The sequence below is a fragment of the Vibrio sp. 10N.286.52.F8 genome (genome assembly GCF_041468745.1).
In the GTDB taxonomy this organism is placed as follows: domain Bacteria; phylum Pseudomonadota; class Gammaproteobacteria; order Enterobacterales; family Vibrionaceae; genus Vibrio; species Vibrio crassostreae_C.
Map to the genome: position 1 here is coordinate 17,902 of NZ_JBFRJF010000006.1, position 26,205 is coordinate 44,106.

The 26,205-nt window shown below is 44.1% G+C and carries 25 protein-coding genes; 11 read left to right on the forward strand and 14 right to left on the reverse strand.

What is annotated here, in order from left to right; genetic code table 11:
• The 5 genes from AB4133_RS02060 to lipA all read left to right on the forward strand — a co-directional run bounded on the left by AB4133_RS02060 (window position 1) and on the right by lipA (window position 4,451).
• Window positions 1-840 carry a septal ring lytic transglycosylase RlpA family protein gene (locus tag AB4133_RS02060; RefSeq protein ID WP_017071279.1) on the forward strand — a complete coding sequence of 280 codons (840 nt, stop codon included), beginning with the start codon at window positions 1-3 and terminating at the stop codon, window positions 838-840.
• 93 nt (window positions 841-933) lie between these two features.
• Entirely contained in the window at window positions 934-2,115 is a 1,182-nt protein-coding gene (locus AB4133_RS02065) for a serine hydrolase (protein WP_017068508.1), read from the forward strand.
• Window positions 2,116-2,347: 232 nt separating this feature from the next.
• Entirely contained in the window at window positions 2,348-2,626 is a 279-nt protein-coding gene (gene ybeD / locus AB4133_RS02070) for a DUF493 family protein YbeD (RefSeq protein WP_026084358.1), read from the forward strand.
• A gap of 195 nt (window positions 2,627-2,821) precedes the next feature.
• Window positions 2,822-3,481, forward strand: coding sequence for a lipoyl(octanoyl) transferase LipB (gene lipB / locus AB4133_RS02075; RefSeq protein WP_004737632.1), 660 nt, complete (start codon window positions 2,822-2,824; stop codon window positions 3,479-3,481).
• Between the two features lie 4 nt (window positions 3,482-3,485).
• On the forward strand, window positions 3,486-4,451 hold the full coding sequence (gene lipA / locus AB4133_RS02080; RefSeq protein WP_017064177.1) for a lipoyl synthase: 966 nt from the start codon (window positions 3,486-3,488) through the stop codon (window positions 4,449-4,451).
• 204 nt (window positions 4,452-4,655) lie between these two features.
• Here the strand turns inward: lipA and AB4133_RS02085 are convergent, their stop codons facing one another.
• The 3 genes from AB4133_RS02085 to AB4133_RS02095 form a co-directional block, all read right to left on the reverse strand.
• The gene (locus AB4133_RS02085) at window positions 4,656-6,017 is read right to left on the reverse strand and encodes a sodium-dependent transporter (RefSeq protein ID WP_017059919.1); all 1,362 of its coding nucleotides are present in this window, start codon (window positions 6,015-6,017) and stop codon (window positions 4,656-4,658) included.
• Window positions 6,018-6,306: 289 nt separating this feature from the next.
• Window positions 6,307-7,065 (reverse strand): YggN family protein, encoded by a 759-nt coding sequence (locus tag AB4133_RS02090; protein ID WP_017059918.1) that lies wholly within the window; start codon window positions 7,063-7,065, stop codon window positions 6,307-6,309.
• An 88-nt stretch (window positions 7,066-7,153) separates the two neighbouring features.
• Window positions 7,154-7,627, reverse strand: a complete 474-nt coding sequence (locus AB4133_RS02095; protein ID WP_017059917.1) for a GreA/GreB family elongation factor — start codon at window positions 7,625-7,627, stop codon at window positions 7,154-7,156.
• A 145-nt stretch (window positions 7,628-7,772) separates the two neighbouring features.
• On the opposite strand from AB4133_RS02095, the gene AB4133_RS02100 reads away from it, so the two are divergent.
• Window positions 7,773-9,707 (forward strand): ATP-dependent DNA helicase RecQ, encoded by a 1,935-nt coding sequence (locus AB4133_RS02100; protein WP_017059916.1) that lies wholly within the window; start codon window positions 7,773-7,775, stop codon window positions 9,705-9,707.
• A 108-nt stretch (window positions 9,708-9,815) separates the two neighbouring features.
• Here AB4133_RS02100 and dinB read toward each other — a convergent pair whose 3' ends face one another.
• Complete coding sequence (gene dinB, locus AB4133_RS02105) at window positions 9,816-10,892, reverse strand: DNA polymerase IV (protein ID WP_029236421.1); 1,077 nt, start codon at window positions 10,890-10,892, stop codon at window positions 9,816-9,818.
• A 162-nt stretch (window positions 10,893-11,054) separates the two neighbouring features.
• On the opposite strand from dinB, the gene AB4133_RS02110 reads away from it, so the two are divergent.
• The gene (locus AB4133_RS02110) at window positions 11,055-12,293 is read left to right on the forward strand and encodes a response regulator (RefSeq protein WP_102333772.1); all 1,239 of its coding nucleotides are present in this window, start codon (window positions 11,055-11,057) and stop codon (window positions 12,291-12,293) included.
• 135 nt (window positions 12,294-12,428) lie between these two features.
• Here the strand turns inward: AB4133_RS02110 and nqrM are convergent, their stop codons facing one another.
• The 9 genes from nqrM to bolA all read right to left on the reverse strand — a co-directional run bounded on the left by nqrM (window position 12,429) and on the right by bolA (window position 20,545).
• A complete protein-coding gene (gene nqrM / locus AB4133_RS02115; RefSeq protein ID WP_009848378.1) occupies window positions 12,429-12,683 on the reverse strand; it encodes a (Na+)-NQR maturation NqrM in 255 nt (84 codons plus the stop codon).
• Window positions 12,684-12,699: 16 nt separating this feature from the next.
• The gene (locus AB4133_RS02120) at window positions 12,700-13,704 is read right to left on the reverse strand and encodes an FAD:protein FMN transferase (protein ID WP_017059913.1); all 1,005 of its coding nucleotides are present in this window, start codon (window positions 13,702-13,704) and stop codon (window positions 12,700-12,702) included.
• A gap of 174 nt (window positions 13,705-13,878) precedes the next feature.
• A complete protein-coding gene (nqrF, locus tag AB4133_RS02125) occupies window positions 13,879-15,105 on the reverse strand; it encodes an NADH:ubiquinone reductase (Na(+)-transporting) subunit F (RefSeq protein WP_008223085.1) in 1,227 nt (408 codons plus the stop codon).
• Window positions 15,106-15,134: 29 nt separating this feature from the next.
• The gene (nqrE, locus tag AB4133_RS02130; protein ID WP_009848375.1) at window positions 15,135-15,731 is read right to left on the reverse strand and encodes an NADH:ubiquinone reductase (Na(+)-transporting) subunit E; all 597 of its coding nucleotides are present in this window, start codon (window positions 15,729-15,731) and stop codon (window positions 15,135-15,137) included.
• 7 nt (window positions 15,732-15,738) lie between these two features.
• Window positions 15,739-16,371, reverse strand: a complete 633-nt coding sequence (locus AB4133_RS02135; RefSeq protein WP_008223083.1) for an NADH:ubiquinone reductase (Na(+)-transporting) subunit D — start codon at window positions 16,369-16,371, stop codon at window positions 15,739-15,741.
• Complete coding sequence (locus AB4133_RS02140; protein ID WP_017059911.1) at window positions 16,371-17,138, reverse strand: Na(+)-translocating NADH-quinone reductase subunit C; 768 nt, start codon at window positions 17,136-17,138, stop codon at window positions 16,371-16,373. The genes AB4133_RS02135 and AB4133_RS02140 overlap by 1 nt, the downstream gene beginning before the upstream one ends.
• Window positions 17,128-18,372, reverse strand: coding sequence for an NADH:ubiquinone reductase (Na(+)-transporting) subunit B (locus AB4133_RS02145; RefSeq protein WP_010439046.1), 1,245 nt, complete (start codon window positions 18,370-18,372; stop codon window positions 17,128-17,130). Before AB4133_RS02145 ends, AB4133_RS02140 begins: the two co-directional genes overlap by 11 nt.
• 5 nt (window positions 18,373-18,377) lie before the next feature.
• On the reverse strand, window positions 18,378-19,718 hold the full coding sequence (locus AB4133_RS02150; RefSeq protein WP_372223872.1) for a Na(+)-translocating NADH-quinone reductase subunit A: 1,341 nt from the start codon (window positions 19,716-19,718) through the stop codon (window positions 18,378-18,380).
• 518 nt (window positions 19,719-20,236) lie between these two features.
• On the reverse strand, window positions 20,237-20,545 hold the full coding sequence (gene bolA, locus AB4133_RS02155; protein WP_010439043.1) for a transcriptional regulator BolA: 309 nt from the start codon (window positions 20,543-20,545) through the stop codon (window positions 20,237-20,239).
• Window positions 20,546-20,719: 174 nt separating this feature from the next.
• Between bolA and AB4133_RS02160 the strand changes: the two genes are divergently transcribed.
• The 4 genes from AB4133_RS02160 (at window position 20,720) to AB4133_RS02175 (ending at window position 24,467) form a co-directional block, all read left to right on the forward strand.
• Entirely contained in the window at window positions 20,720-21,871 is a 1,152-nt protein-coding gene (locus AB4133_RS02160; protein WP_372223874.1) for a methyltransferase, read from the forward strand.
• Window positions 21,872-21,937: 66 nt separating this feature from the next.
• The gene (locus AB4133_RS02165; protein WP_017059907.1) at window positions 21,938-22,507 is read left to right on the forward strand and encodes a YajG family lipoprotein; all 570 of its coding nucleotides are present in this window, start codon (window positions 21,938-21,940) and stop codon (window positions 22,505-22,507) included.
• Entirely contained in the window at window positions 22,507-23,055 is a 549-nt protein-coding gene (locus AB4133_RS02170; protein WP_017059906.1) for a peptidylprolyl isomerase, read from the forward strand. The genes AB4133_RS02165 and AB4133_RS02170 overlap by 1 nt, the downstream gene beginning before the upstream one ends.
• A gap of 53 nt (window positions 23,056-23,108) precedes the next feature.
• Window positions 23,109-24,467, forward strand: coding sequence for an AmpG family muropeptide MFS transporter (locus AB4133_RS02175; RefSeq protein WP_372223875.1), 1,359 nt, complete (start codon window positions 23,109-23,111; stop codon window positions 24,465-24,467).
• A 76-nt stretch (window positions 24,468-24,543) separates the two neighbouring features.
• On the opposite strand, the gene AB4133_RS02180 is transcribed toward AB4133_RS02175, so the two are convergent.
• The gene (locus tag AB4133_RS02180) at window positions 24,544-25,890 is read right to left on the reverse strand and encodes a DUF4397 domain-containing protein (RefSeq protein WP_372223876.1); all 1,347 of its coding nucleotides are present in this window, start codon (window positions 25,888-25,890) and stop codon (window positions 24,544-24,546) included.
• Window positions 25,891-26,205 lie beyond the last annotated feature (315 nt).

Sequence of the window (26,205 nt, forward strand, 5' to 3'; positions counted from 1 at the left end):
ATGTCTATTACAACGTTTCAAAACAAAGCATCCTTGGTTGAAGAGCTGCCAATCAAAAAAATAGTCTCTATCTTGGGGCTAGCGATTTTAATCAATGGTTGTTCTTCAAAGCAGCCAACAGGGCGCTACGATATTGATTCAGATATTGCACCAGACGCACCGATCTCAGTAGAGCATCTCGAGGATGCTCACCCTCAGTATGAACCTTATAGTTTAGGTGGTAATACGGATTACACTTTGCGTGGCGAAGACTACAAGATCGTAAAGAAAACCGAAGGTTTTACTGAGAAAGGCAAAGCCTCTTGGTACGGTAAGAAGTTTCATGGTCACTTAACGTCTAATGGCGAGATCTACGACATGTATTCGATGTCTGCGGCGCACAAAACATTGCCAATTCCAAGCTATGTAAAAGTGACGAATACCGACAATAACAAAACGACGATTGTTCGTATCAATGACCGCGGCCCATTCCATGAAGGCCGAATCATTGACCTTAGTTATGCGGCAGCTTACAAGCTCGATGTGTTAAGAACCGGCACGGCAAATGTTGAGATTGAAGTCATTACTGTAGCTATGCCAACCGACGCAAATAAAAAGGCTGCTTTACCGCAATTTATTATTCAAGTCGCGACATCTCCGCATGAAGATAGAACAGAGAAGTTAGCAAAAGATCTAGCCGAAAAGCTAGAAGTAGCAACGTTCTTGCAGCCAAATGATGACAACTACCGTCTGATGATTGGGCCATTTCATGACTATGCTCTGACTCAAGAGAAATTAGAACAAGTTAAGCTGATGGGTCACCCGTCAGCTTATATAAAAAAACACACCCTAACTCGCTAATTAATCTAACAGTTACTTCTGGTAATCAGCGCTCTGGTGTGACAGAGTGATTCTGTTAATATATGAATAGTTCACCAAATAATTGCATTCAAAATGATTAAATCTAATAAACTTGTTAAATCGATTTTTGCTACTTCTGTTGCTCTTTCTGCAACGATAGCTACATCGTCATTCGCCGCTCCTATTGTTGTTCCTGATGCACCTCAAATCGCCGCTAAAGGTTTTGTTCTGATGGATTACCATTCAGGCAAAGTACTAGCAGAGAAAGAGATGAATACTCAGCTTTCTCCAGCAAGTTTAACCAAGATGATGACGAGCTACGTGATCGGCCAAGAGCTCGACCGTGGCAACATCAACCTAAACGACGATGTTGTAATCAGTGAAAATGCTTGGGCTAAAAACTTCCCAGATTCATCTAAGATGTTCGTTGAAGTGGGCACTACGGTTAAAGTTGAAGAATTAAACCGCGGTATCATCATTCAATCAGGTAACGACGCATGTGTTGCTATGGCTGAACACATCGCTGGCTCTGAAGATGCATTCGTTGACCTAATGAACGCTTGGGCAAGCTCTATCGGCATGAAAGACACGCACTTTGCTAACGTGCACGGTCTAGACAACCCGAACCTATACTCAACGCCTTACGATATGGCGCTACTTGGTCAGGCGCTGATTCGCGACGTACCAGACGAGTACCGTATCTACTCAGAGAAGAAATTCACATACAACGGCATCACCCAATACAACCGTAACGGTCTGTTATGGGATAAGAGCATGAACGTTGATGGCATCAAAACGGGCCACACAAGCAATGCAGGTTACAGCCTAGTAAGCTCAGCGACAGAAGGCAAAATGCGCCTAGTGGCTGTAGTTATGGGCACCAAGAATGCGAATGCTCGTAAAACAGAAAGCAAAAAACTGCTTAGCTACGGCTTCCGCTTCTTTGAAACAGTGGCACCACACACAGCCGGTGAAACCTTCGTAGAAGAGAAGATCTGGATGGGTAGCAAGGACACAGTTGCACTGGGTGTCGACGAAGATACTTTCGTAACGCTACCTCGTGGTCAAGCTAAGAACCTGAAGGCAAGCTTCGTTCTTGAGAAAGAGCTAGAAGCGCCAATCAGCAAAGGCGATGTAGTTGGTAAACTATTCTACCAAGTAGACGGTGAAGACGTTGCTGAATACCCACTACTAGCACTTGAAGATGTAGACCAAGGCAGCCTATTCAGCCGTCTATGGGACTACCTAGTTCTTCTGTTCAAGGGTTTATTCTAAACAAGCAAAAGGTTTGTTCTAGGTAAAACCCAAGCTTGTTGTATAGCTAACCTAATGAGTAAGTTCATGATTTACTCATTAGCGAACCAAAAGCCGCCATGTGCGGCTTTTGTTGATCTTGAGTTCGGTGATATTTACACGTAATATTCCGCCTTATTACTCGTGTCTGTTGACCGAACACGCTTTTTATCGACATTTCGCCAATTTGCGAGAGTCTAGCCTTTTGGAGCTAATCATGAACATCAATTCTGATGCAAAACTAAAAGACCTCTTAGAGTTCCCTTGTTCATTCACTTACAAAGTAATGGGCCACGCTAAGCCAGAACTGACTGAGCTAGTACTAGAAGTGATCCAGCGTCATGCTCCTGGTGACTACAGCCCAACGCTAAAACCGAGTGCGAAAGGCAACTACCACTCTGTTTCTATCAATATTACTGCGACTTCAATTGAACAAGTAGAAACTCTTTATAAAGAACTGGGCGAGATCGAAATCGTTCGTATGGTTCTGTAATCTCCGATTACACATGAAAAACAGCGGCTTATTGCCGCTGTTTTTGTTTAAAGCACCCTATCTAGCTCAAATTCATTCAACTTAATTTTCAATAAATACAAAGAAAGTTGAAAAACCTTGCAGTCCGTCTGTAGTTAGAATCATGTTTCGCGTTTATAATGCGTTCACTTTATTAATCCTTGAGGGAGTGCAGCTTTGCAAAATAAGCTAATCGTAAAAAAATTAGGCCGTCAGGATTACGAACCTGTATGGAAAGCCATGCATAAGTTCACAGACGAACGCACGGAAGAAGACGTAGACCAAGTTTGGTTGGTTGAACACAACCCTGTCTTCACTCAAGGACAAGCAGGCAAAGCTGAGCATGTATTAAATGCTGGTGATATCCCTGTAATACAAAGCGATCGCGGTGGCCAAGTGACTTATCACGGCCCAGGCCAATTAGTGGCTTACTTTCTGATTAACATCCGCCGCAAGAAATTCGGAGTACGTGATTTGGTTACTCATATAGAGAACCTCGTAATCAATACTCTGAAAGCTTACAATATAGATTCAGCTGCCCGACCTGACGCTCCTGGTGTTTATGTCGATGGCAAGAAAATCTGTTCACTTGGATTACGTATTCGACGTGGCTGCTCGTTCCACGGGTTAGCACTCAACGTCGATATGGACCTGTCTCCATTCCTACGTATTAACCCATGTGGTTACCAAGGTATGGAAATGGCGCAGGTAAGCCAACTCGGCGGACCAAGTGAACTAGAAAACGTTGAGCAACAGTTAATACAAGAGCTCGTAGAGCTACTCGGCTATGACCAAGTAGACATTCAAGCCACCAGTAACATTACAGCAGAAGCATAAAATCATGAGCAAACCAATCCAAATGGAAAAAGGCGTTAAATATCGTGACGCTGACAAAATGGCATTAATTCCCGTAAAGAATATGCCTGCTGAACAGAAAGAAGTTCTACGTAAGCCTGAATGGATGAAGATTAAACTTCCTTCAGACAGCCATCGTATTCAAGAAATCAAATCAGCAATGCGTAAAAACAACCTGCACTCAGTTTGTGAAGAAGCGTCTTGCCCTAACCTAGCCGAGTGTTTCAACCACGGTACGGCAACGTTTATGATTCTTGGCGCTATCTGTACTCGTCGCTGCCCGTTCTGTGATGTTGCCCATGGTCGTCCTGTTGCTCCTGAAGCTGAAGAGCCGAAGAAACTGGCTAAAACAATTCAAGACATGAAACTGAAGTACGTTGTAATCACTTCAGTTGACCGTGATGACTTGCGTGACGGCGGTGCTCAGCACTTTGCTGACTGTAACCGTGAGATTCGCGAACTCAACCCAAATATTCGTATCGAAACACTGGTTCCAGACTTCCGCGGTCGTATGGACGTTGCGCTTGACCTAATGAAAGACAACCCGCCAGATGTTTTCAACCACAACCTAGAGACAGCGCCACGTCTATACCGTAAAGCGCGTCCAGGTGCGAACTACAAGTGGTCTCTTGATCTACTGAAGAAATTCAAAGAGCAGCACCCTGATATCCCAACAAAATCAGGTGTGATGATGGGTCTTGGCGAGACAAAAGAAGAGATCGTTCAAGTACTGAAAGACCTTCGCGAACATGGTGTGACTATGCTGACACTAGGTCAATACCTAGCACCAAGCCGTCACCACTTACCAGTAGAACGCTACGTGCCGCCTTCTGAGTTCGATGAGCTGAAAGAGATTGCTCTAGAGCTAGGCTTTACTCACGCAGCGTGTGGCCCGTTTGTACGTTCTTCTTACCATGCGGACTTGCAAGCTCAAGGTATGGAAATTAAGTAATCACGATTGCTTAACGAACAATGCAAAGGCGCTGAATATTATGTTCAGCGCCTTTTTTCTATCTTGTTCGTGCCGCTATAGCTTTATATTTCGTGCCACTAAGCTTTATATAAAAACAACAAAGCCACTCTTTATGAGTGGCTTTGTGCTTAATATTTCAAGTTCAGAGGAGGTAATTTCAAAAAGCCCAGATAGGGTTCTGCATTAACCGAAAGATGCCCAGATAACCGTTGCTACCAAAATTGGGCACACAAACTTCACATACATTGGCCAAACCTTACCAAACCAACCAAGTTGAAAATCAGGACTGCCTTGTTCAAGCTCTTTCACTTTTGAAGCTCGGCTCCATACCCAACCACCAAACACACAGAACATCAGTGCAGCGACTGGTTGAAGATACTGAGTTGCAATCATCGCTACCATGCCAAACATCGCAGCAAAGTTGTAAACAATCACCACACTAAACAGCGCGATAGCACCACCAATCACCCAGCTTGTTGGCGTTCGTCTAGTATTGAAACGCTCACTCACTAGCGCAACCGGGCCTTCAAGCATCGAAATCGAAGAAGTCAGTGCAGCAATCGTTAGTAGTAAAAAGAACACAATCGCAAAGATCTGTCCAAGCACACCTAAACTATCAAACATCAACGGCAAAACCGTGAATACTAGAGTGTCAGAGCTTAATAGTGAGCCGTCTTCAGCGTAGATTTGAACGCCTTTTTGCATCGCAACAAACATTGCTGGCATCACCACTAATCCAGCAATAAAAGCGACAGCAGTATCCACCAGAGTTACGTTCATCGCCATTTTTGGTAGGTTCTCTTTCTTGCTTAAGTAAGAGCCATAAACCAACATCGAGCAACCGCCAATAGTGAGTGAGAAGAACCCCTGTCCCATTGCCGCCAGAATCAGTTTTCTATCCCACACTTTCTCAAAGTCTGGAATAAGGTAATGTTTTAGGCCTTCCATCGCGCCAGATTGCGTCATGATGTAAACAAACAATAAGCCAAATAAAACAAACAGCGCAGGCATCAAACGAGTCGACCATTTCTCGATGCCTTGCTTAACACCGCCCTGCACAATCAAGATAGTCAGTACATAGAACGCGACGGTACCAAATACGTTGCGCTCAACACTGAAGCCCTTAAACCAATCAGCAATCGCTTCTAGGCCGATAAGATCCGCGACCGCACCAATTAGGAAACAGATCAACCAGCCACCAACAATACTGTAAAACGCCAACACTGCGCTTGGTACACTCAGTCCAACCCAACCGACAAACTCACCGACTTTCTTACCCAAAGGGTTTGTCGTCAAAGATCGCATGCTATCAACTGGGTTTGCTTGGCCGTGACGGCCTATAGCCATCTCAACCACCAACATAGGGAAAGCAACCACGAAGATCATGATCAAATAGACTAAAAGGAAAGCGCCACCACCGTTGCTAGCAACTTGAGTCGGGAAACCCCAAATATTACCCAAGCCAACCGCTGCACCAGCCGCTGCTAAAATAAAACCTAAACGAGAGCTAAAGTGCTCTCTTGAAGAGGAAGATTGTTGGTCCATATCGCCCGCATTAAAAATCAGTGAACTAGTTGAGAAGTACAGTAATAAAAAGCAATGATAGGCACAACCAATAAATGAACAATTCTCTGATTTTTACAATCAATGCGCTATTTAGAACAACAAAATTAACAAAAAACCAGTCTTATCGTTCAATTATAAGCAACAAAGCGAAGCAGTAGGCTTAAGAAGGAAATGGATTGAATTGAGATAAATACTCGCCGTGTGGTTCCATTTATACAAACAAAAAGAGCACCGACCGGTGCTCTTACTATTCATCACTAGACTCGAATTAAATTGTGAAGACTTGGTAATCTTTTAAGTTCGGAATGATTTCATGCAGTTCTTGCTCTTGTTCTGCCATCTCATCAAGTGAATCACAGAACTCATTCGCTTCCTCCTGTACTTGTTGAGAGTGTTCTTTCATTCGCTCTTCAACTTTCAGCTTTAATTCAGCCATACTGTCAGCCAGTTCAGTCAGGTTTAGGCCACCGTCTTGTTTCATTTTTTCTGACATCGCATTAAAAGCGCTAGAGATAAATTCTTGGTTAAAGATTTCTTTCGCCTTCTCGAAATCTTCAGACCAGCCATTGGCCATCGAATCAAAGCTTTCTGCAGGCAACACTAATTCGCCATCTTTGTAATAACGCGCTTCCAGTTCTGCAAAGTAGGTTTTCATTGATTCTTTTACATTATCAAATGACTCAGGTGAATCCAGGCTAGCCGCGATATCATCAATCACGTCATTGGCTAACGCTAAGCTATCGTTGGCCATTTGTTTCGCTCGAGGTAAGTACTCACTCATGTTTTCGCGATATTTCTCAATCGCCGCTTGTTGGTCAGCATCAAGCTCAACTTTCTCACCATGAATATAGAGGTCGTTGTTATCATCAAAAACGGCCGTATCACCATTCACTTGATGGATTTCGACTTTTTGGTCATCAATTCGTAGTTCATTCTTCAAATCAACTCGACACTGAGCAGCAAACGTTGGCAAGCTCACAACAGCGATAACCGCTGTTAGTGATGCAATTAATACATTGTTTTTCATAACATCCTCTCATCAATCTTACAGATTACTATACCCTTGGTATATGCTCCTTTGTCAGAGAAACGTTTTATATCTATTAGTCAGTTAGTTAGTCGATAGAGATAACTTCGTAGCAAAACTGTTTATCTGCGACCTTAAACTCAATCTCATCACCAACTTCTTTACCCATTAGAGCCTGGCCAAAAGGTGCATTTGCCGTCACGATGGCAATCTCATTCTCATTCCACGTGACAGAAAGTCCGCCGACTCTCGGCCCCATAAAAAAGTGTTTATATTGATCATGCTCGTCAATGACCACAACGTAACTGCTCACCGTAACCTTCTCACTATCACGCAACACTAAGTTACGATAACACTGAATATCGTCTTCACACTCTTGTACCCTCACCGCTTGACCATGGGCGAGATACGAAGCTTCTAATGCCAATGTATCGTACTTATGTTCAGGCACTGTCTCTTCATCTGTCGCAGCATCAATAGCGCGTTGAGTAGCAGATTGTGCGATACGTAATCGGGATTCAAGTTGCTCTATGATTATTTGGCGAAGCTCAGACTTATTCATACTATTGGGGTGCTTTTCTATAGGAGCTACAGAATAGAATTAGGTACAATCAGGTGCAAGACATTTGATTCATCAAGCGACGCTATCATGAATGGGCGCCCGCTTTAGCATCAATACGACACTTAATAACTCAGGTAGAACATAAATGATTGAGCAGAAGCTAAAACAAGTATTCGGATTCGACTCACTGCGCAATGGGCAAAAGCAAGTCATTGATAACGTTCTATCTGGTCACTCGACTGCCGCGATATTCCCGACAGGCTCAGGTAAATCGCTGTGCTATCAATTACCAGCATTAGAGTTACCGCACTTAACCTTGGTGATATCGCCACTGTTAGCCTTGATGAAAGACCAACTCGCTTTCCTGCACAGTAAAGGCATTAGCGCAGCGGCAATCGAATCAAGCCAAGACCGACAAACCACACAACAGGTTATGCAGTCAGTGCGTAACGGTGACACCAAGATCCTCATGATCTCCGTCGAGCGCTTGAAGAACGAACGCTTTCGTCAGTTTATCTCCCAAGTGTCGATCTCACTGCTTGTGGTCGATGAAGCGCACTGTATTTCAGAATGGGGACACAACTTCAGACCCGACTACCTGAAGCTTCCTCAATACCAAAAACAGCTCAATATTCCTCAGGTTCTACTACTGACAGCCACTGCGACTACAGCGGTTATCCAAGATATGAAGTCAAAGTTTGAAATTGATGAGGAGCGCGTTGTGGTTACGGGTTTCTATCGTCAAAATCTCGATCTGTCGATTCAACCTTGTGAACAAACCAGTAAGCTAGAAACCTTGTGCAATGTGGTTAACCAAGCTTCTCTCGCTCCGACTATTGTTTATGTCACCCTTCAACAAACGGCAGAGATGGTGGCTCAGCAGCTTCGCAATGCTGGCGTTAATGCAGTGGCTTACCATGCGGGTCTTAAGCCTGAAAATAGAGATGCTATTCAACACCAATTCATGAATGATGACGTGAGCTGTATCGTCGCAACTATCGCGTTTGGTATGGGCGTGGATAAGTCCAACATTCGCCGAGTGATTCACTTTGACTTACCAAAATCGATCGAAAACTACTCACAAGAGATCGGCAGAGCTGGTCGAGATGGGCAAGCGTCTGAATGTATTTTACTGGCTAACAAACACGGTTTAAGCACACTCGAGAACTTCGTTTTTGGTGATACGCCAGACAACATATCGATCCAAGCGGTATTAAAAGAGATCTACGAAAATCAAAACATTGGCGCTTCTGGCTCGAATCAATGGGAGATCATGCTTAATCAACTATCACGTGAATCCAACATTCGTCAGTTACCGCTAAAAACACTACTGGTGTATCTCGAAATTGAAGGTGTGATTGAGCCCAAGTACAGCTACTTCGCAGACTACAAATTTAAGTTCATTCGTCCGAAACAGCAGATCACAGAGCAATTTCAAAGTGAACGTCGTCAATTTGTCGAAGCGATTTTCCAATGCTCTCCTCAAGCAAGAGTGTGGTGCCAAGTCGACTTCGATGCGCTTTGGACACACTTCCAAGCCGATCGTCAGCGTGTGATTGCGGCTATCGACTACTTCAATGAACAAGGTTGGATTGAACTAGAAAGCAAGCAGATCACCGATGTCTACGCGATCCACAATACTTCTGAAGATATGATGCAACTGTCAGAGCGTCTAACTGAGTTGTTTAAAGCAAAAGAAAACAGCGAGATAAACCGCCTTAACCAAATGCTGAATTTCTTTGAGGCGGATACTTGCCTCAGCTCACGCCTTGCGAGTTACTTTGCTGATGATAAAGCACCAACAAACTGCGGTCACTGCTCTGTATGTCGAGGAGAAGTGGCAATCTTACCAACCGTTGATGTTGAACCTATTGATGATGAAACGGTAATGACATGGATCCATGAGTTCATTTCAGCAAGCCAGCAATTGATTACCGATGAAGCGATTACTCGCTTTCTCTGTGGAATCGCCACCCCACTTTCAACCAAGCTTAAAGCCAGCAAAATGGTCGGCTACGGTAAGCTAGAGCAGCAACCATTCAGTGATACCTTAGCGCGAGTAAAGCAACTTCCTAGGTAAGCTAGTTTCCATACTTAGGTAAAAACCGGCTAGGTTATCAAACCTAGTCGGTATTCAAACACCAACATTTCCAGTAACACCTCTAAGACTAACTCTCAGTGCCTTTCCCTAAAAGAAACTCAACTGACGCATTTGGTCTTTGGGTTGCAGCATTACGCTTAAACCAAGCAGGCGTATTTCTCGCCCCTGTTGTCTTTTCAGTATTTCACTTAGCAGTTCTTTGAAGTGTTCACGATCGAGAGAGGCGTGGATGTGCTCAATCGTGGTTTGTTGAAAGTCAGCGAACTTGAGCTTAATGCCCTGCTTGATGATCGCTTTACTTGGGCTGGCTTTTTCTAAGCGAGTTTCGAGTTCAGGAAACAACTTGTCTTCGATTACCTGCCAGCATTCGGCGTAGGTTGAAATATTTTGAGTGAAGGTGCGCTCTACGCCTACCGATTTTCGCTCTCGCTCGATGATAACTTCTCGGTCATCAATGCCATGACTGCGCTTCCAGAGTGATGCGCCTTGACGGCCAAACTTGAGTAGCAGGTCTCGATAGTCAGACTCTTTGATATCCTTACAAGTAAAGAAACCCGCTTGATGCAGCTTTTCAATGCTCACCTTGCCGACACCAGGAATCTTTTCAAGTGGCAGCTCATCAATCACTGATTGAACGTCCTGTGGAGGTATAACAAACTGACCATTGGGCTTATTCAGATCCGAGGCCACTTTCGCCAAGAATTTAATCGGTGCAATACCAGCAGAAGCTGTCAGGTTCAGTTCGTTCCAAATATCACGGCGAATAGACTCGGCAATAAGTGTTGCTGAACCGTGACACCGCTTAGAATCGGTGACATCAAGGAAAGCTTCATCCAAGGAAAGTGGTTCAATGATTGATGTGTATCGAGAGAAGATTTCACGGATCTTTTTAGATATCTCGACATAGACCGACATTCTTCCCGGCACAACCAATAGATTAGGACAAAGCTGTAGGGCCTTTCCGGTAGGCATTGCAGAGCGAACACCAAACTTGCGGGCTTCATAATTACAGGTGCTCAAAACGCCGCGTTGCTTTTCATGCCCACCAACAGCTAACGGGCGATTTCGGTAAGCAGGGTTATCACGCATTTCTACAGCCGCGTAAAAACAATCCATATCGACATGGATTATTTTTCTGACTTTCTCTTGGTCCGAACTGCACATTTGGAAATAACTCAACCTTACAACTGTATCTATGAACAGTATAATCAATTATTCTCAGATTTAAAATGATCTGGAGTCCAGCTCAACAGGTTTCACTTCATTCGCCGCCCACTATTCTGATAGTATTGTTAGGAGTATTTAGTCTATAAGTAGGGATAGCTTTTGAGTGAAAAAATACTAGTGGTAGAGGATAGTCGCGCATTCAGAAACTATCTTTACCAACAATTTAAGAACGATGGCTATGAAGTTGCGTTGGCGGAATCTGTAGAAGAAGCCAAAGCGATCTTAGAGCAAGAAACGGATTTCTTGTGTGCAGTCCTCGACTACTGTTTACCTGACGGCCAAGACGGCGAGATCATTGATCTCGTCTTAGGCTATCAACAGAAAATCATTGTCCTGACCGGGATGTTCGACAATCAACTGCGAGAGCAAGTCCTAGCCAAAGGCGTTATCGATTACATACTTAAAGACAGTATGTCATCAGTAAGCTACCTACTTCCCCTGGTTCAAAGAATTTCGAATAATCGCCATCACAAAGCATTGGTTGTCGATGATTCAGCGGTCGTTCGCCGTTACATAGCTCAACTTCTAGAACACCAATATATCCAAACTATCCAAGCCGAAGATGGCGAACAAGCATTAAAGCTCCTTCATAACGATCCCGATATTACGTTCGTTGTTACAGACCATGATATGCCGAAGAAAGACGGTATAGCGATGATCCGTGAGATACGACGCGATCACGACAGAAACCAGTTGGCTATTCTAGGGTTATCAGGCAGCGATGATCGCACCATGACAGCTCGATTCCTTAAAGCGGGGGCTAACGACTTCCTTTACAAGCCTTTTAACCAAGAAGAATTTTTTTGCCGTATCCATCAACTGCTTGATATGAAAGAAGCGGCCAACGAGCTATTTCGACATGCCAACGAGGATGCTCTTACTGGCTTATGGAACCGTCGTTACCTGTTCAATCAAACATGTAAAGGTTGTGAGCAGCGCAGTATAGCCATGATGGATATCGACTTCTTCAAGAAAGTGAACGACACCTACGGTCACGATGGTGGTGATGCAGTCCTCGTGGAAGTCGGCAAGATCATCAAAGACCATTTTAAAGATGATGTTGCTGTACGCTTCGGTGGCGAAGAATTTTGTATTCAGTCGTGTGGTTCGTTTGAGAGCTTTGTTGACAACTTAGAGTCCATGAGAGAAGCCATTGAAAGCCATGTTGTTGAGCATGACTCTCAAAGAATCAAGGTCAGTATCAGTATCGGCGTAACCGATTTAGACGCGAAGCTAGATGAGCAGATCAAAGCCGCTGATGAGCTTCTTTATACGGCAAAAGAGCAAGGTAGAAACCAACTAGTGTTTGCGCGTAACAGCATGCAAATCGAACAATAGTCATTCGCCTCTGTTTCCATTTTTGGTATACCAAGATTAATTGCTAGACCTCAAAACTAAAAAAGCTCAAGACGATAATCTTGAGCTTTTCAATTTGAGGGCATAGATAACTCTATCCCCTATGACTGTCACCAATTAAGCGATACGGTCTTTACTCCAAGCCGCTTCTTTTTGTTGACGCTCAGCCAGCTTCTCTTCACGGTAAGCTTCACGTGCTTCACGCTTCTTACGCGCGTCACAAGGTTCAGGGCAGTTACATACTTTATCAATACCAACAGCACCCAAACCGCCACAGCTACCTTTCACAACTTTCTTTTGGATAATGTAGCCAATTGACATCGCTGCGATTACTGCAAGAAAAACACCAAATGTAATCAGAAATGTATTCATAATTATCTCGCTTACCTTATTTACCTAAGTATGGCTTAAATGCTTCAGAAGCAATTTCTTTAAAGCCATCTGCTGTTTTTACCACCATGAACACTGGGATGTTATGTTGGTTTGCGACTTCCATTCCTTTTTCCTCACCTAAGACCATAAGGCCCGTAGATAAGCCGTCTGCAGTCATTGAAGACGGGTTTAAAACAGTCACAGAAACCACTTTATGGTGAAGAGGCTTTCCTGTTTCAGGGTTGATGATGTGTGAGTAACGAACACCATCACGTTCAAAATAGTTACGGTAATCACCAGAGGTTGCGATAGCCATATCACCCGGCTCGATGATCTCTTGGATATTACGCTCATCAACGCTTGGTTTCTCAATCGCGATACGCCAGCCCACGTTCTCACGGTTTAAACCTTTCAGACGAATTTCGCCACCGACTTCAACCATGTAGTTGTGAATACCGATAGAATCAAGGTAGTCAGCGACGACGTCAACACCCCAACCTTTTGCAATCGTGGATAGATCGACATACAGGTTAGGTAGGTCTTTCTTCAACATGTTGCCTTCAACACTAAGATGATGGATACCAATCTTAGCCTTGCGAGCAGCAAGCTCTTCATCTGATGGCACAACTTCAGGACGAGCTTCAGGACCAAAACCCCATAAGTTAACTAACGGACCAACCGTTACATCCAGAGCTCCTTCAGTAAGACCGTTCAAACGAATCGCTTCTTTCACAACCGTCGCTGTTTGCTCAGATACTTCGAACGCATCCGCACCTTTATGCTGGTTGAAACGGCTTAATTCGGAATCTTCACGGTAAGTCGACATCTGGTCGTTTACTTCTTCAAGTAGACGATCGATCTCTGTATGAACTTCATTAGACTCAGGAAATTCATCACCATTGATGTATTTAATATTGTAACTCGTGCCCATCGTTGGGCCACTCAAATGCACTTGCTCTCTTGACTGCTCACAGCCCGCAAGAAAAATCAAAGAAGTTAATGCAACAAGCCAAATTCTCACTTGCTTACTCCTGTCTAATGTTGAGGATTTATATAAGGAAAAATAAGAGTAAAAAATAGGTATTTTGAATGCCTTACTCTTTCTTATATAAGCCAGTATGTTGTCAAAAGCTGTCTTAGAAAAACAAATGGCTGACTCGTAGGAGTCAGCCATAATATCAATCACTTAAGTGGATTAACCACCGAAGTCATCTAGTAGGATGTTTTCATCTTCTACACCAAGATCTTTCAGCATGCCGATAACAGCAGCGTTCATCATCGGTGGACCACACATGTAGTACTCACAATCTTCAGGAGCTTCGTGATCCTTCAGGTAGTTTTCGTACAGTACGTTGTGGATGAAACCAGTGTAACCGTCCCAGTTGTCCTCTGGTTGAGGATCAGACAGTGCACAGTGCCACACGAAGTTTTCGTTTGCAGCCGCTAGGCCATCGAAATCTTCAATGTAGAACATCTCACGCTTAGAACGCGCGCCATACCAGTAAGACATCTTACGAGTAGACTTAAGACGCTTAAGTTGGTCGAAGATATGAGAACGCATAGGCGCCATACCTGCACCACCACCGATGAATACCATTTCATTGTCTGTGTCTTTAGCAAAGAACTCACCAAATGGACCAGAAATAGTACATTTGTCGCCTTCTTTAAGAGACCAGATGTATGAAGACATAACACCAGGAGCTACGTCAGGGTTGTTTGGCGGCGGAGTTGCGATACGCACGTTAAGCTTGATGATGCCTTTCTCTTCTGGGTATGAAGCCATAGAGTAAGCACGGATCGAATGCTCTTTAACGATAGACTCATAACGGAACAAGTTGAACTTATCCCAGTCACCACGGTATTCCTCAGGAATATCGTAATCTGCGTATTTCACGTGATGTGGTTCAGCTTCAATCTGAATGTAACCACCCGCGCGGAACGGAACTTCTTCACCTTCAGGGATCGCTAGAGCAAGTTCTTTGATGAAAGTAGCTTCGTTGTTATTCGAGATAACAGTACATTCCCACTTTTTAACACCAAAGATATCTTCGTCTAGTTCAATCTCCATGTCAGTTTTCATAGCAACTTGACATGCAAGACGTTCGCCTTCGCGAGCTTCACCTTTTGTGATGTGATCAAGTTCAGTTGGAAGGATGTCGCCACCACCAGACTTAACTTTTACACGACACTGACCACAAGAGCCACCGCCACCACAAGCAGAAGATACGAAGATACCAGCGCCAGCCAGGGCACCAAGTAGCTTGCTACCAGGTTGAGTAACGATCGCCTTTTCAGGGTCGCCGTTTACTGAAATAGTGATGTCACCTGATGGTACTAACTTAGACTTAGCGAAAAGAATCACTAGTACTAGAGCCAATACAATAATGGTAAACATCGCTACGCCAAGAATAATGCTTTGCATTTGTTATTCCTTATTACTGGGTGCTTACCCTACAGTTGAACACCAGAGAAAGACATAAAGCCTAACGCCATCAGACCAACAGTAATGAACGTGATACCAAGGCCACGAAGACCTGGAGGTACGTCAGAGTACTTCATCTTCTCACGGATACCCGCAAGAGCAACGATAGCTAACATCCAACCCACACCAGAACCGAAGCCGTAAACAACAGATTCAGCAAAGTTGTAGTCACGAGTTACCATGAAAGATACACCACCAAAGATTGCACAGTTAACTGTGATCAGTGGGAGGAAGATACCTAGTGCGTTGTACAAAGGTGGGAAGAAACGGTCTAGAACCATCTCTAGGATTTGTACAAGTGCCGCGATAACACCGATGAATGCGATGAAGTTAAGGAAACTTAAATCGACACCTTCAACAAGCGCGTTTTCTTTCAGGATGTGTGTGTAAACAAGGTTGTTTACAGGAACAGCGATTGTAAGTACTACAACTACCGCAACACCAAGACCAAAAGAAGTTTTAACTTTCTTAGATACCGCTAGGAATGTACACATACCTAGGAAGAAAGAAAGCGCCATGTTTTCGATGAAAATCGATTTAACTAGCAGACTAATATAATGTTCCATGACTACCTTACCCCTTCGCTTCTACTTGTTCTGGTTTGAACACACGAATTGCCCAAATCAAGAAACCAATTAGGAAGAATGCAGAAGGTGCTAGAAGCATCAAGCCGTTTGGCTGATACCAACCACCGTTGCTCACTAGAGGTAGTACTTCCATACCAAATAGTTTGCCAGAGCCTAGAAGCTCACGGAAGAAACCAACAGTGATAAGAACGAAACCGTAACCAAGACCGTTACCAAGACCATCGATTAGAGATGGGATTGGCGCAGACTTCATTGCGAATGCTTCAGCACGACCCATTACAATACAGTTAGTAATGATTAGGCCTACGAATACAGATAGCTGCTTAGAGATATCGTATAGGTATGCTTTAAGCACTTGGTCTACCACGATTACTAGTGATGCGATAATTGCCATCTGAACGATGATACGCACACTGTTAGGAATGTGGTTACGGATCAAAGAAACGAAGAAGTTAGACAGAGCAGTAACGAACATTACCGCGATAGTCATAACAAATGCTGTTTCTAGCTTAGTGGTTACCGCAAGAGCAGAACACACACCAAGAACCTGTAGCGCGATTGGGTTGTTGTCCAACACCGGCGCTAAGATGCTCTTTTTAATTTCTTTTGCACTAGACATTAGTTCAGACCTCCGTCACGAACTTTTGCTAGGAACGGACCAAAGCCCATATCACCTAACCAGAAGTCAAATGTATGTTGAACACCAACGCTAGTCAGTGTTGCACCAGAAAGGCCATCTACACCGTGCTCAGAACCTTGAGGAGCGCCACCTTTAACAACCTGAATAGCAGGTTTGTGGTTTTCGTCGAATAATTTCTTACCAACGAATTGAGCGCGCCAAGATGGGTTCTCAACTTCACCACCAAGTCCAGGAGTTTCACCTTGCTCGTAGTAAGTGATACCAGAAACTGTGTTGCCATCAGTTTCTACCGCAACGAATGCGTACATCATTGACCATAGACCGTTACCGTGAACAGGGATGATAACTTTAGAAGTTTCAGCGCCATCTTTCACAAGGTATACAGTACCCGTGTTAGCACGACGAAGGATCTTAGCGATGTCATCTTCAGCTGAAAGCTTGATTGACTGAGCTGGATCTTTTGCCGCTTTACGTTGGTCGTATGCAGCAGCATCGCCGTCAACGAAATCGCCAGTAGCGAAATCAACTAGACGAGGTTCAATGTTCTCTGCGTACAGTTCAGGGATATTACCCGCAAGTTCAATGCCCGCAACTTCAAGGATCTTAGTTTGCTGATCTAGAACCGCGTTAGCTTGTTGCTTAGGTTTAAGAACAACTGCAGCTGTTGAAACGATGATTGAGCACACTAGGCTCAATGCGATAACAACAAACAGCGTCTTTTTAATGCTATCGTTATTACTTGCCATAGCGCGCTAGTCTCCGCTTAATGTTCTTCTCGATTACAACGTGGTCAAACAGAGGAGCAAATAGGTTTGCGAATAGAATCGCAAGCATCATGCCTTCTGGGTATGCAGGGTTAACTACACGAATCATTACACACATTGCGCCGATTAGGATGCCGTACCACCACTTACCACCATTGGTAAATGACGCTGATACAGGGTCTGTTGCCATGAAGAACATACCAAATGCGAAGCCACCTAGAACTAGGTGCCAGTGCCAAGGCATGCTGAACATTGCGTTAGTGTCAGAACCGATCACATTAAACAATGTTGATACAGCAATCATACCGATCATAACACCAGCAATGATGCGCCATGAAGCAATGCCCATGTATACGATCATTGCAGCACCGATCATAAGTGCAAGCGTTGATACTTCACCGATAGAACCTGGAATGTTACCAATGAATGCGTCCATCCAAGTGATCGTCTCACCAGATACCGTGTTCATTAGCGCGCTACCACCGCCTTGAGCCCATTGGCTAAGCGCTGTTGCACCAGAGAAACCATCAGCTGCAGTCCAAACTACGTCACCAGAAATCTGAGCAGGGTATGCAAAGAATAGGAACGCACGGCCAGCAAGTGCAGGGTTTAGGAAGTTACGACCCGTACCACCAAAAATCTCTTTAGCAACAACAACACCGAAGGTAATACCTAGTGCAGCTTGCCATAGAGGAAGTGTTGGCGGAACAATAAGCGCGAACAAGATAGAAGTAACAAAGAAACCTTCGTTAACTTCGTGCTTACGCACCATACAGAACAGTACTTCCCAGAAACCACCAACGATAAAGACCGTCGCGTAGATAGGTAAGAAGTAAGTCGCACCCAAGAGCATCTTACTGCCCCAACCTGCATCGGCTCCTAAGGAGGCTCCAAGCATTTCGGTTAGCCAGTAGTGCCAGTTACCATCAATGATAGAAACTAGTTCTGCACCTGAATACATGTGGTTTAGTGCTGCAATAGCTTGACCACCTGCGTTGTACATACCCCAGAACATTGCTGGGAATACCGCAAGCCAAACCATGATCATGATACGTTTTAAGTCAACGCTATCACGGACATGCGAGCTTTTCTTTGTAACTGTACCTGGTGTGTAGAAAAGTGTTGCTGCAGCTTCGTAAAGCGCAAACCACGTTTCGTGTTTACCACCTGGTTCAAAATGATGCTCGATGTCTTCAATAAACTTTTTAAGGCCCATGAAAATTACCCTTCCTTCACAATTGTATCTAGGCATTCACGAAGTAACTGACCGTACTCGTACTTACCAGGACATACAAAGGTACACAGTGCTAAATCTTCTTCATCTAGCTCTAGCGCACCAAGTGCTTGTGCACTATCAACGTCGCCAGCACATAGATCGCGAAGCAGCAAAGTAGGCTCCATATCTAATGGCATTACTTTCTCGTAGTTACCAATTGGAACCATAGAGCGATCACTACCGTTTGTTGTCGTTGTCATGTTGAACAACTGACCTTTAAACACGTGACCAAGGAATGAACGAGTAACAGAGAACTTGTTCTTACCAGGCATAGCCCAGCCAAATAGCTCTTTATCACGACCTTCACGAAGAACCGAAACCTGTTGATGGTAACGGCCAAGGTAAGCATGTGGACCTGAAGCGTGAACACCAGATAATACTGAACCTGAGATCAGGCGAACTTCACCTGGCATCAACTCGCTGTCCGTCAACTCTTCAAGGCTAGCACCAATTTGAGTACGAACTAGGCGTGGGTTATTAACTACTGGACCAGCCAGAGAAACAACACGCTCAGAGTAAATCTCACCAGTAAGGAACAACTTACCGAATGCGATAACGTCTTGGTAGTTAATGCTCCACGCTACATTTTGTGCATTTACCGGATATAGGTAATGCATATGCGTGCCTGCAAGACCTGCAGGGTGTGGGCCATCAAAAACATGTTCTTCAACGTTAGACTGAGCTGAACGAGGTAAGCTAGTACCTTTTTTACAAACGTACACTTTACCGTTAGTCAGAGTTGAAAGAAGATCTAAACCAGCAACGAAAGCATCAGACTGCTCGTTAATGATTAATTCTGGCTCAGCTGCTAGCGGATTAGTATCCATAGCAGTAACGAAAATAGCCTGAGTTTCAGAATCAATGGCTGGAACCTTGCTGAACGGACGAGTTCGCAAAGCGGTCCATGCGCCAGACTCAACTAACTGAGATTTAACCGTTTCACGGTTAAGACCTGCTAGTTGGCTAGCTTCATAGCTATTGAACGTGATTTGCTCATTGCCTGCTACTTCAATCACTACTGATTGAAGAACACGCTTAGCACCACGGTTCACTTCAATAACTTTACCGCTTGCTGGAGAAGTAAATACAACACCTGGGTTCTTTTTATCTGCAAAAAGAACTTGGCCTTTCTTCACTTCATCACCAACGCGAGCATGCATCGTAGGACGCATACCAACGTACTCTTCGCCAAGCAAGGCGACTTTAGTGATGGACTTACCATCATTAATCACCTGGGATGGAGTTCCTGCGATAGGAAGATCCAAACCCTTATTTATTGTAATCATACGCACTTGCACTACTTTATCGGGAAAAAGATTCTTTTAATTGCGTAAATTCAGGACGTTTTAAACTCGCCCTTAGACACGACATTACAGTGTCCGGTTTTGGTAAATTTGAGATACCAAAATCGCAACATTTTCATAATAAAATCACCACACGAATCATGTGAGATTTATCAGGTGCGATATTCTAGCATTTTTTGACAACTCGATGCCATGACCAATAACTTGAATACAGCCTTTATTTGGTGAGATTTGAAGCATATGGCCTCTCAAATATGTATAAATTTGACGAGCCGCACAGATAAAATGGCTTTTGAATCGTGTTTTAAACAAGAGATTAATACTCTGTCACAAACTAATATTTTACTAGTTATGTTGAAACACTGTTAATAAAAACATTACTCATTGTAGGTATTTGAGCCCGTTCAATTTGACATCAGTTTGGGTGATATAAGAACGAAAATACATAAGTTTGACGACAAAAAAAGTGCCATGGCGCTTTTCTCTGTATATAGGCCTTCTTACTTTCCGCCACCCATACACATTGGACTGTCTGGCACGCTATCTAGCTGCTTCATCCATTCATCTTTTGTATAAGTGTGAATAGACAGTGCGTGGATATTATTGGCTAACTCTTCTGAAAGTGCCTTATTTACCGCTCGATGACGAGCAATAAGACGCAAACCTTCAAACACATCACTGACAACAATCACTTTAAAATGACTCTCAGAACCAGCCGGAACATTGTGCATATAGCTCTCATTCACCACGCTTAAATGACTTGGTGAAAACTCATTGTGCAATTTTGTTTCGATAACTTCTTGGATCATTGTGATTCCTTAATAACGTATTGGCATTATCCGTGGGATGAGTATAAACCCTAAGCGGTCGACTGTCTGAGTATTTCATAGCGAATGGCATAGGTTTGGTTGAGTTTTTTCTATCTTGTTCAGCCTGCATTTGAGACAATATCTTTGTTATTTCTTACATAAGTATCTCAAGCAATGAAAACCGAACTTACCCTTCACGACAGAACTTTGACCTTACATCGTTTCCCGAAACGTTCAAATGAAACCCTTCAAGCTTGGGATGCGGGCGACGAATACATTATTAGCCATGTTGAAGAGATGAACCTTGAACCTGGTAAACACATCCTGATCATGAACGACAGCTTCGGTGCCCTATCGACTTGGTTCTCGAAAGATCATGATGTCACTATGATGAGCGACTCATTTATCTCTCACCGTGGCGCCCTGAAAAACTTGCAGCGTAATCAAAGTAACCGAGTGAACTTCTTGAACACGATGGATGATATCCCACACGGTATCGACCTTGTGATCATGCAGCTGCCAAAAACAAATCGTCACCTAATCTGGCAACTGAGCCAGCTACGCCAAGCATTGCCTGTAGGCTGCCAAGTGATTGGCGTCAACAAGGTAAAAGAGATTCACACTTCTACGCTTAACCTGTTCGAAAAGTACCTAGGCGAAACCAAAACATCACTAGCGAAGAAAAAGCACCGCTTGGTTTTCTCTTCTCCAAATTGCCAACCTGTTCAAACGGTAGAGCCTTTTGTGGAGTGGGATGTAGACGGTGAAGATATCCGCCTGAAAAATTTACCAAATGTTTACTCAGGGGAAGCACTCGATCAAGGCGCTCGCTATATGCTAGAGCATATCCCTCAAGATCCAGAGCTGCGTCATATCATCGACCTAGGCTGTGGCAACGGTGTATTGAGCGTAAAAGCAGGGCAATTGAACCCACAAGCTCGTATTACCTGTGTGGATGAAAGCTTTATGGCTGTGGAGTCAGCACGCCAAAACGTCAAGGATAACCTTGGTGAAGACGGCAACTTCCAGTTCATCGCCAACAACTGTTTAGATGGCTTTAAGAAAAACAGCACCTACTTAGTGATGTGTAATCCTCCATTCCATCAGCAACAAGCGATTACTGATCACATTGCATGGCAAATGTTCTGTGATGCAAAGCATGTTCTTAGCAATGGAGGCAAATTAATTGTTATTGGCAACCGACACCTCGGATACGATGTCAAACTAGCGAGACTATTTGGTGAAGCTAACGTTGAAACGCTTGAACTAAACCAAAAATTTGAGATATTACAAGCAACAAGAGAGCCTGCGAATTTTAATAAATAAGCAGAAACGACTTCACAAGAATTTAAGATACCGAGCTTCTGGTGTGAATTTAGAAAGGATAAAGGAATGAAAAAACTGATTTTGGCTGCTTCTATTATGGCTTTGACAGCATGTTCAGCCCCTCAGCAAGAACAAATCAATGTAATGCCAGAAGCTTCACTAAGCTCAAGCAACCTTGTACAAGGCAAAACATACACACTAACCAGTAAAGATGTTCGTGCCGCTCAATATGTTGCATTGGTTGATAGTGGCCGTTCAAACATTCAGCCAATTCACGCTAAGCAAAACATGCGTATTTCTCTAGAAAATGCTGTTGCACAGCAGTTAGAGTCTCAAGGTTTTCGTGCGAGCGTAAACAGTGAAAACTCGATTGTTTTAGAGATTCAAGAAGCACTCGTTACCGTAGAGCACACCATTATGGAAAACAAAATGGACGGTAAAGTAACGCTTGAAGTTACCGCTGAAACGCCTGAAGGCAAACTAGTTAAAACATTCAACGGCACTGCAACACGCACTGGTGCATTGAGTGCATCTAACGACGACATCTCTATGGTTCTTAATGACGTGATCAACTTGGTTCTTACTGAGATCGCTAACGACCAAGAGCTACAAACTTACATGAAGGAACGTTTCTAATGGGTCGTATTTTATCTTCTATCGCATTAATGCTAGTGAGCGTAAGCGTTTGGGCTGGTCCTAAAGTAAACGTGGAAACAACATTAGGCGACTTCACTATTGAGCTTAACCAAGAACAAGCACCGGTTAGTGCGGAGAACTTCCTAAAATACGTTGCTGACGGCAGCTACGAAGGCACTATCTTCCACCGTGTTATTCCTGGCTTTATGGCTCAAGGTGGCGGCTTCGATCAAGAGATGAATCAACAAGCAACTTACGCTCCTATCAAGAATGAAGGCAGCAATGGCTTGAAGAACGATACAGCAACAATCGCGATGGCTCGTACTAATGCGCCAGATTCTGCAACTCGTCAGTTCTTCATTAACTTCTCTGATAATGACTTCTTGAACGCAAAAGGTAGCAACCCAGGCTACGCTGTATTCGGCAAAGTAACTGAAGGTTTTGATGTTGTTCAAAAGATGGCAACGATTCCAACCAAGCGAATGGGCCGCATGTCAGACATACCAGTTGACCCAATCGTCATCACTAAAGTGACCCTTCTTAAGTAATCCAATCTAACGCCCTTATTTCTTAAGGGCGTTTTTCTACACAAGGACGCACTATGTCATCAGGCACTCCCTCTCTTTCTTGGATGCAGACTTTCCGCAGCTACCTAGATAAACGCCTACTTTGGGTGTTTATGCTCGGCTGTTCGAGTGGCTTCCCATGGGTTCTTATTGGATCCAATATGTCTGGTTGGCTAAAAGATGCAGGTTTAACGCGTGCTGCCATCGGCTACTTTGGCAGTGTGTTTGCCGTGTATGCGATTAACTTTCTATGGGCACCATTGGTAGACCGAGTAAAACTGCCGGTGCTTCACGCAATACTCGGCCAGCGACGCAGTTGGATCTTTTTCTGCCAATCCATTGTTTTAATCGGTACCTTATTCATCGCAGGCGTCAATCCCGCAGAGAACTTGGCGTTTACTTCAATGTTGGCGCTCGCTATTGCCATTGCCTCAGCCACGCAAGACATCGCGATTGATGCATTTCGTATTGATACCTTCCCAAAATCCGAAGCATCAAAACTGCCGCAAGCTTCTGCAATGGCCGTAATTGGTTGGTGGACGGGGTATTCTCTACCAGGCTACCTTGCCTTTATTAACGCAGACTCAATCGGTTGGAATGGCGTGTATTACGGAATGGCAGGCGTCGTTGTCGTACTAATGCTGTTTACTCTTTTTGTCGGAGAGCCAAATACACAACGCGAAGCCCTGCAAGAACAGGCTCAGCAACGCCACAATAAGGTTGTCGGTTCGAAAGTCGTGGCTTGGTTCAGTGTTACCGTGTTAGAACCGTTTTATGACTTCTTCAAACGAAACGGAGTTCAAGTTGCCATCACCCTACTGCTGTTCGTATTCCTATTTAAGATAGGTGAAGCCTTCCTAGGTCGCATGTCGATCACCTTCTATAAAGAGATAGGTTTCAGTAACGAACAGATCGGCCACTATTCGAAGTTAATTGGTTGGGGCGCAACCATATTCTTCACTTTGGTAGGCAGCGTCTTCAATGTAAAATTCGGCATTGTACGCGGACTGATGATTGGCGGTGTTGCCATGGCAGCCAGTAATCTAATGTTTGCATGGATCGCTCAAGCAGGCCCAAGTGAAACACTGTTCTTGGCAACGATTATTGTCGATAACTTCACGACCGCCTTTTCGACAGTGGCATTCGTTTCCTTCTTAACGCTACTAACTGGGCAAGCTTTCTCGGCAACGCAATACGCCTTGCTAGCATCACTTGGAAATTTCGGTCGTACAACTCTGGCTTCATTTAGCGGTGAGCTGGTCGACTTCCTCAATGATTGGTCAACCTTCTTTATACTAACGTCATTAATGGTGATTCCAAGTTTGATCATGCTCTACTCGTTACGCCACTTTTTCACTGATTTATTAGAAAAAGCCAAAAACAACCACGAATAAGAGTAAAAGAAAACAAAAGAGAAGAGGGTAGCACTGGGCTACCCTCTTTTACTTTCTGCCAGCCGATAATTAAACGCTAATCTGTTGTATCACTTACGATCAAGTTAAAACCAGTTCCCGTCGAGTCATCAATCGCGACGACTTGATAAACAACACCGTCAGCCAAAGTTGCAGGCGCAGAGTCAATGGCAACAGTAGTTGGGTCTCCTGCGACAGTAATTGTCACGTAGTAAGATCCCGCTGCAACATAAATACCATTCGCGTAATCTTTGAACTTCACATCACTTAGTGCCGGAGTGCTACCAGATATTCCCACGTTCTCAGTCAAGTAGATATCAACCGATGCTGCAACTGGGTTTGCCGCCGCATGAGTAATGTTTAACACCGCACTGGTCGCAACCGGGCGACGGTTTTCAGGGACAACTAGTGGTTCCAAATTGAGTGGACTTAACATACCCACTGCATAAATGCTGTAATCCATTCCGGCAAATACAGCCACCCCGTCAGCATCAATCAATGTATTGGTCGTTGTGCCATCGGCAAAGATGTCAATATCGTAAGTCCCTGCTGCTAAATCTAAAAATCCACGGATCTCTTTAAACATCAAATCAGCAAGAGGTGCAAATGCAGCTCCGTTGACAAAAACATCTACATCTGGGGCGCCATCAACGAGATGACCGACTCTTACTTCTGCAGTTTCTGCCATGTCGTAGATTAAAGATGAGCCCAAACCGTCCATTACCATCAATTTTACTGGGGAAGTGCTATTGGAGTCAGCTCTTGGCACAGCCGCGATCGTTAGCTCGCTACCGCCAGACAGAGTTATTTCTCCGGAGTCAAAAGCAATAGCATTGCCGCTCACGGTTTCTAATCTCACTCGGTATTGCCCTGCTGGAATATTGAGTACGTCAGTAAAGTCTTTATAACCGAGAGTGCCAAGCGGAGCACCCAATGGATCATTCGGCGCCGTTACGTATAAGTTCACATCTCCAACCCCTGTTGCCGCGTGAACAACTTGCACATCTAAACTTGAACTCGTTGCCGTTCCCTCAGAAGGTCGCGTCACAACTAAAGCCTCAACCGGGTTATTAGAACCATCAGCATCACCGACCACCATTACGGTGTAATCTAGGTCACCGCTCAAATCGAATTGGCTTGGCGGAATCACAGTCGCTACTGCGTCACCTGGGAGTTGGACATCGACTTGCAGAGTGGTTTGGCCTTGATCTACTGAGGCATATCCGGATGCTTGAGCATAATCGACACCGCTCCAACGAGCCTGACTATTTACTAAAACGTTAGCCAACGGGGCATCTGGCGATGCATGTACAGCTTGAAGTTGAGTTGTTGGTTCATCGTCATCATCACACCCAACAATGAACAGGGCTGATATCGCTACCGCGAGTATTGGTGAATATTTCATCGGTCTTCTCTCCAAAAAAGTTAGACCAGTTCGTCACACAAATGATTAGTCCAATATCTAATCTTTAAAAATTGCCTCAAAATCTAGTGCAGTGAACTGTCTTTAATTCTCCGTGATTCCAAAAGTAGCTAGGTTGAAATTCCTAGTCAGTCATCACATGAGTTGTTCATCAATTGATTCCAACATCATTACGCAGTTGGTCAAAAATAGATCAAAGACAAGATTGAGAGGTGGATTTAATGAGTCATTTTTCACGAGAAAACGATTAGAAAGGAATACTGTTGATTTTGATATGCATGTCACTCTATTTAGTAG

Bases quoted from the DNA above. Each gene is read 5' to 3' on its own strand.
- lipA (WP_017064177.1), top strand. From the start codon at position 3,486: ATGAGCAAACCAATCCAAATGGAAAAAGGCGTTAAATATCGTGACGCT.
- AB4133_RS02150 (WP_372223872.1), bottom strand. From the start codon at position 19,718: ATGATTACAATAAATAAGGGTTTGGATCTTCCTATCGCAGGAACTCCA.
- AB4133_RS02090 (WP_017059918.1), bottom strand. From the start codon at position 7,065: ATGAAAAACAATGTATTAATTGCATCACTAACAGCGGTTATCGCTGTT.
- nqrM (WP_009848378.1), bottom strand. From the start codon at position 12,683: ATGAATACATTTCTGATTACATTTGGTGTTTTTCTTGCAGTAATCGCA.
- bolA (WP_010439043.1), bottom strand. From the start codon at position 20,545: ATGATCCAAGAAGTTATCGAAACAAAATTGCACAATGAGTTTTCACCA.
- nqrE (WP_009848375.1), bottom strand. From the start codon at position 15,731: ATGGAACATTATATTAGTCTGCTAGTTAAATCGATTTTCATCGAAAAC.
- AB4133_RS02160 (WP_372223874.1), top strand. From the start codon at position 20,720: ATGAAAACCGAACTTACCCTTCACGACAGAACTTTGACCTTACATCGT.
- AB4133_RS02085 (WP_017059919.1), bottom strand. From the start codon at position 6,017: ATGGACCAACAATCTTCCTCTTCAAGAGAGCACTTTAGCTCTCGTTTA.
- AB4133_RS02065 (WP_017068508.1), top strand. From the start codon at position 934: ATGATTAAATCTAATAAACTTGTTAAATCGATTTTTGCTACTTCTGTT.
- AB4133_RS02140 (WP_017059911.1), bottom strand. From the start codon at position 17,138: ATGGCAAGTAATAACGATAGCATTAAAAAGACGCTGTTTGTTGTTATC.
- AB4133_RS02180 (WP_372223876.1), bottom strand. From the start codon at position 25,890: ATGAAATATTCACCAATACTCGCGGTAGCGATATCAGCCCTGTTCATT.
- dinB (WP_029236421.1), bottom strand. From the start codon at position 10,892: ATGTGCAGTTCGGACCAAGAGAAAGTCAGAAAAATAATCCATGTCGAT.
- AB4133_RS02100 (WP_017059916.1), top strand. From the start codon at position 7,773: ATGATTGAGCAGAAGCTAAAACAAGTATTCGGATTCGACTCACTGCGC.
- AB4133_RS02135 (WP_008223083.1), bottom strand. From the start codon at position 16,371: ATGTCTAGTGCAAAAGAAATTAAAAAGAGCATCTTAGCGCCGGTGTTG.
- AB4133_RS02060 (WP_017071279.1), top strand. From the start codon at position 1: ATGTCTATTACAACGTTTCAAAACAAAGCATCCTTGGTTGAAGAGCTG.
- AB4133_RS02165 (WP_017059907.1), top strand. From the start codon at position 21,938: ATGAAAAAACTGATTTTGGCTGCTTCTATTATGGCTTTGACAGCATGT.
- nqrF (WP_008223085.1), bottom strand. From the start codon at position 15,105: ATGCAAAGCATTATTCTTGGCGTAGCGATGTTTACCATTATTGTATTG.
- AB4133_RS02170 (WP_017059906.1), top strand. From the start codon at position 22,507: ATGGGTCGTATTTTATCTTCTATCGCATTAATGCTAGTGAGCGTAAGC.
- AB4133_RS02145 (WP_010439046.1), bottom strand. From the start codon at position 18,372: ATGGGCCTTAAAAAGTTTATTGAAGACATCGAGCATCATTTTGAACCA.
- AB4133_RS02095 (WP_017059917.1), bottom strand. From the start codon at position 7,627: ATGAATAAGTCTGAGCTTCGCCAAATAATCATAGAGCAACTTGAATCC.
- AB4133_RS02175 (WP_372223875.1), top strand. From the start codon at position 23,109: ATGTCATCAGGCACTCCCTCTCTTTCTTGGATGCAGACTTTCCGCAGC.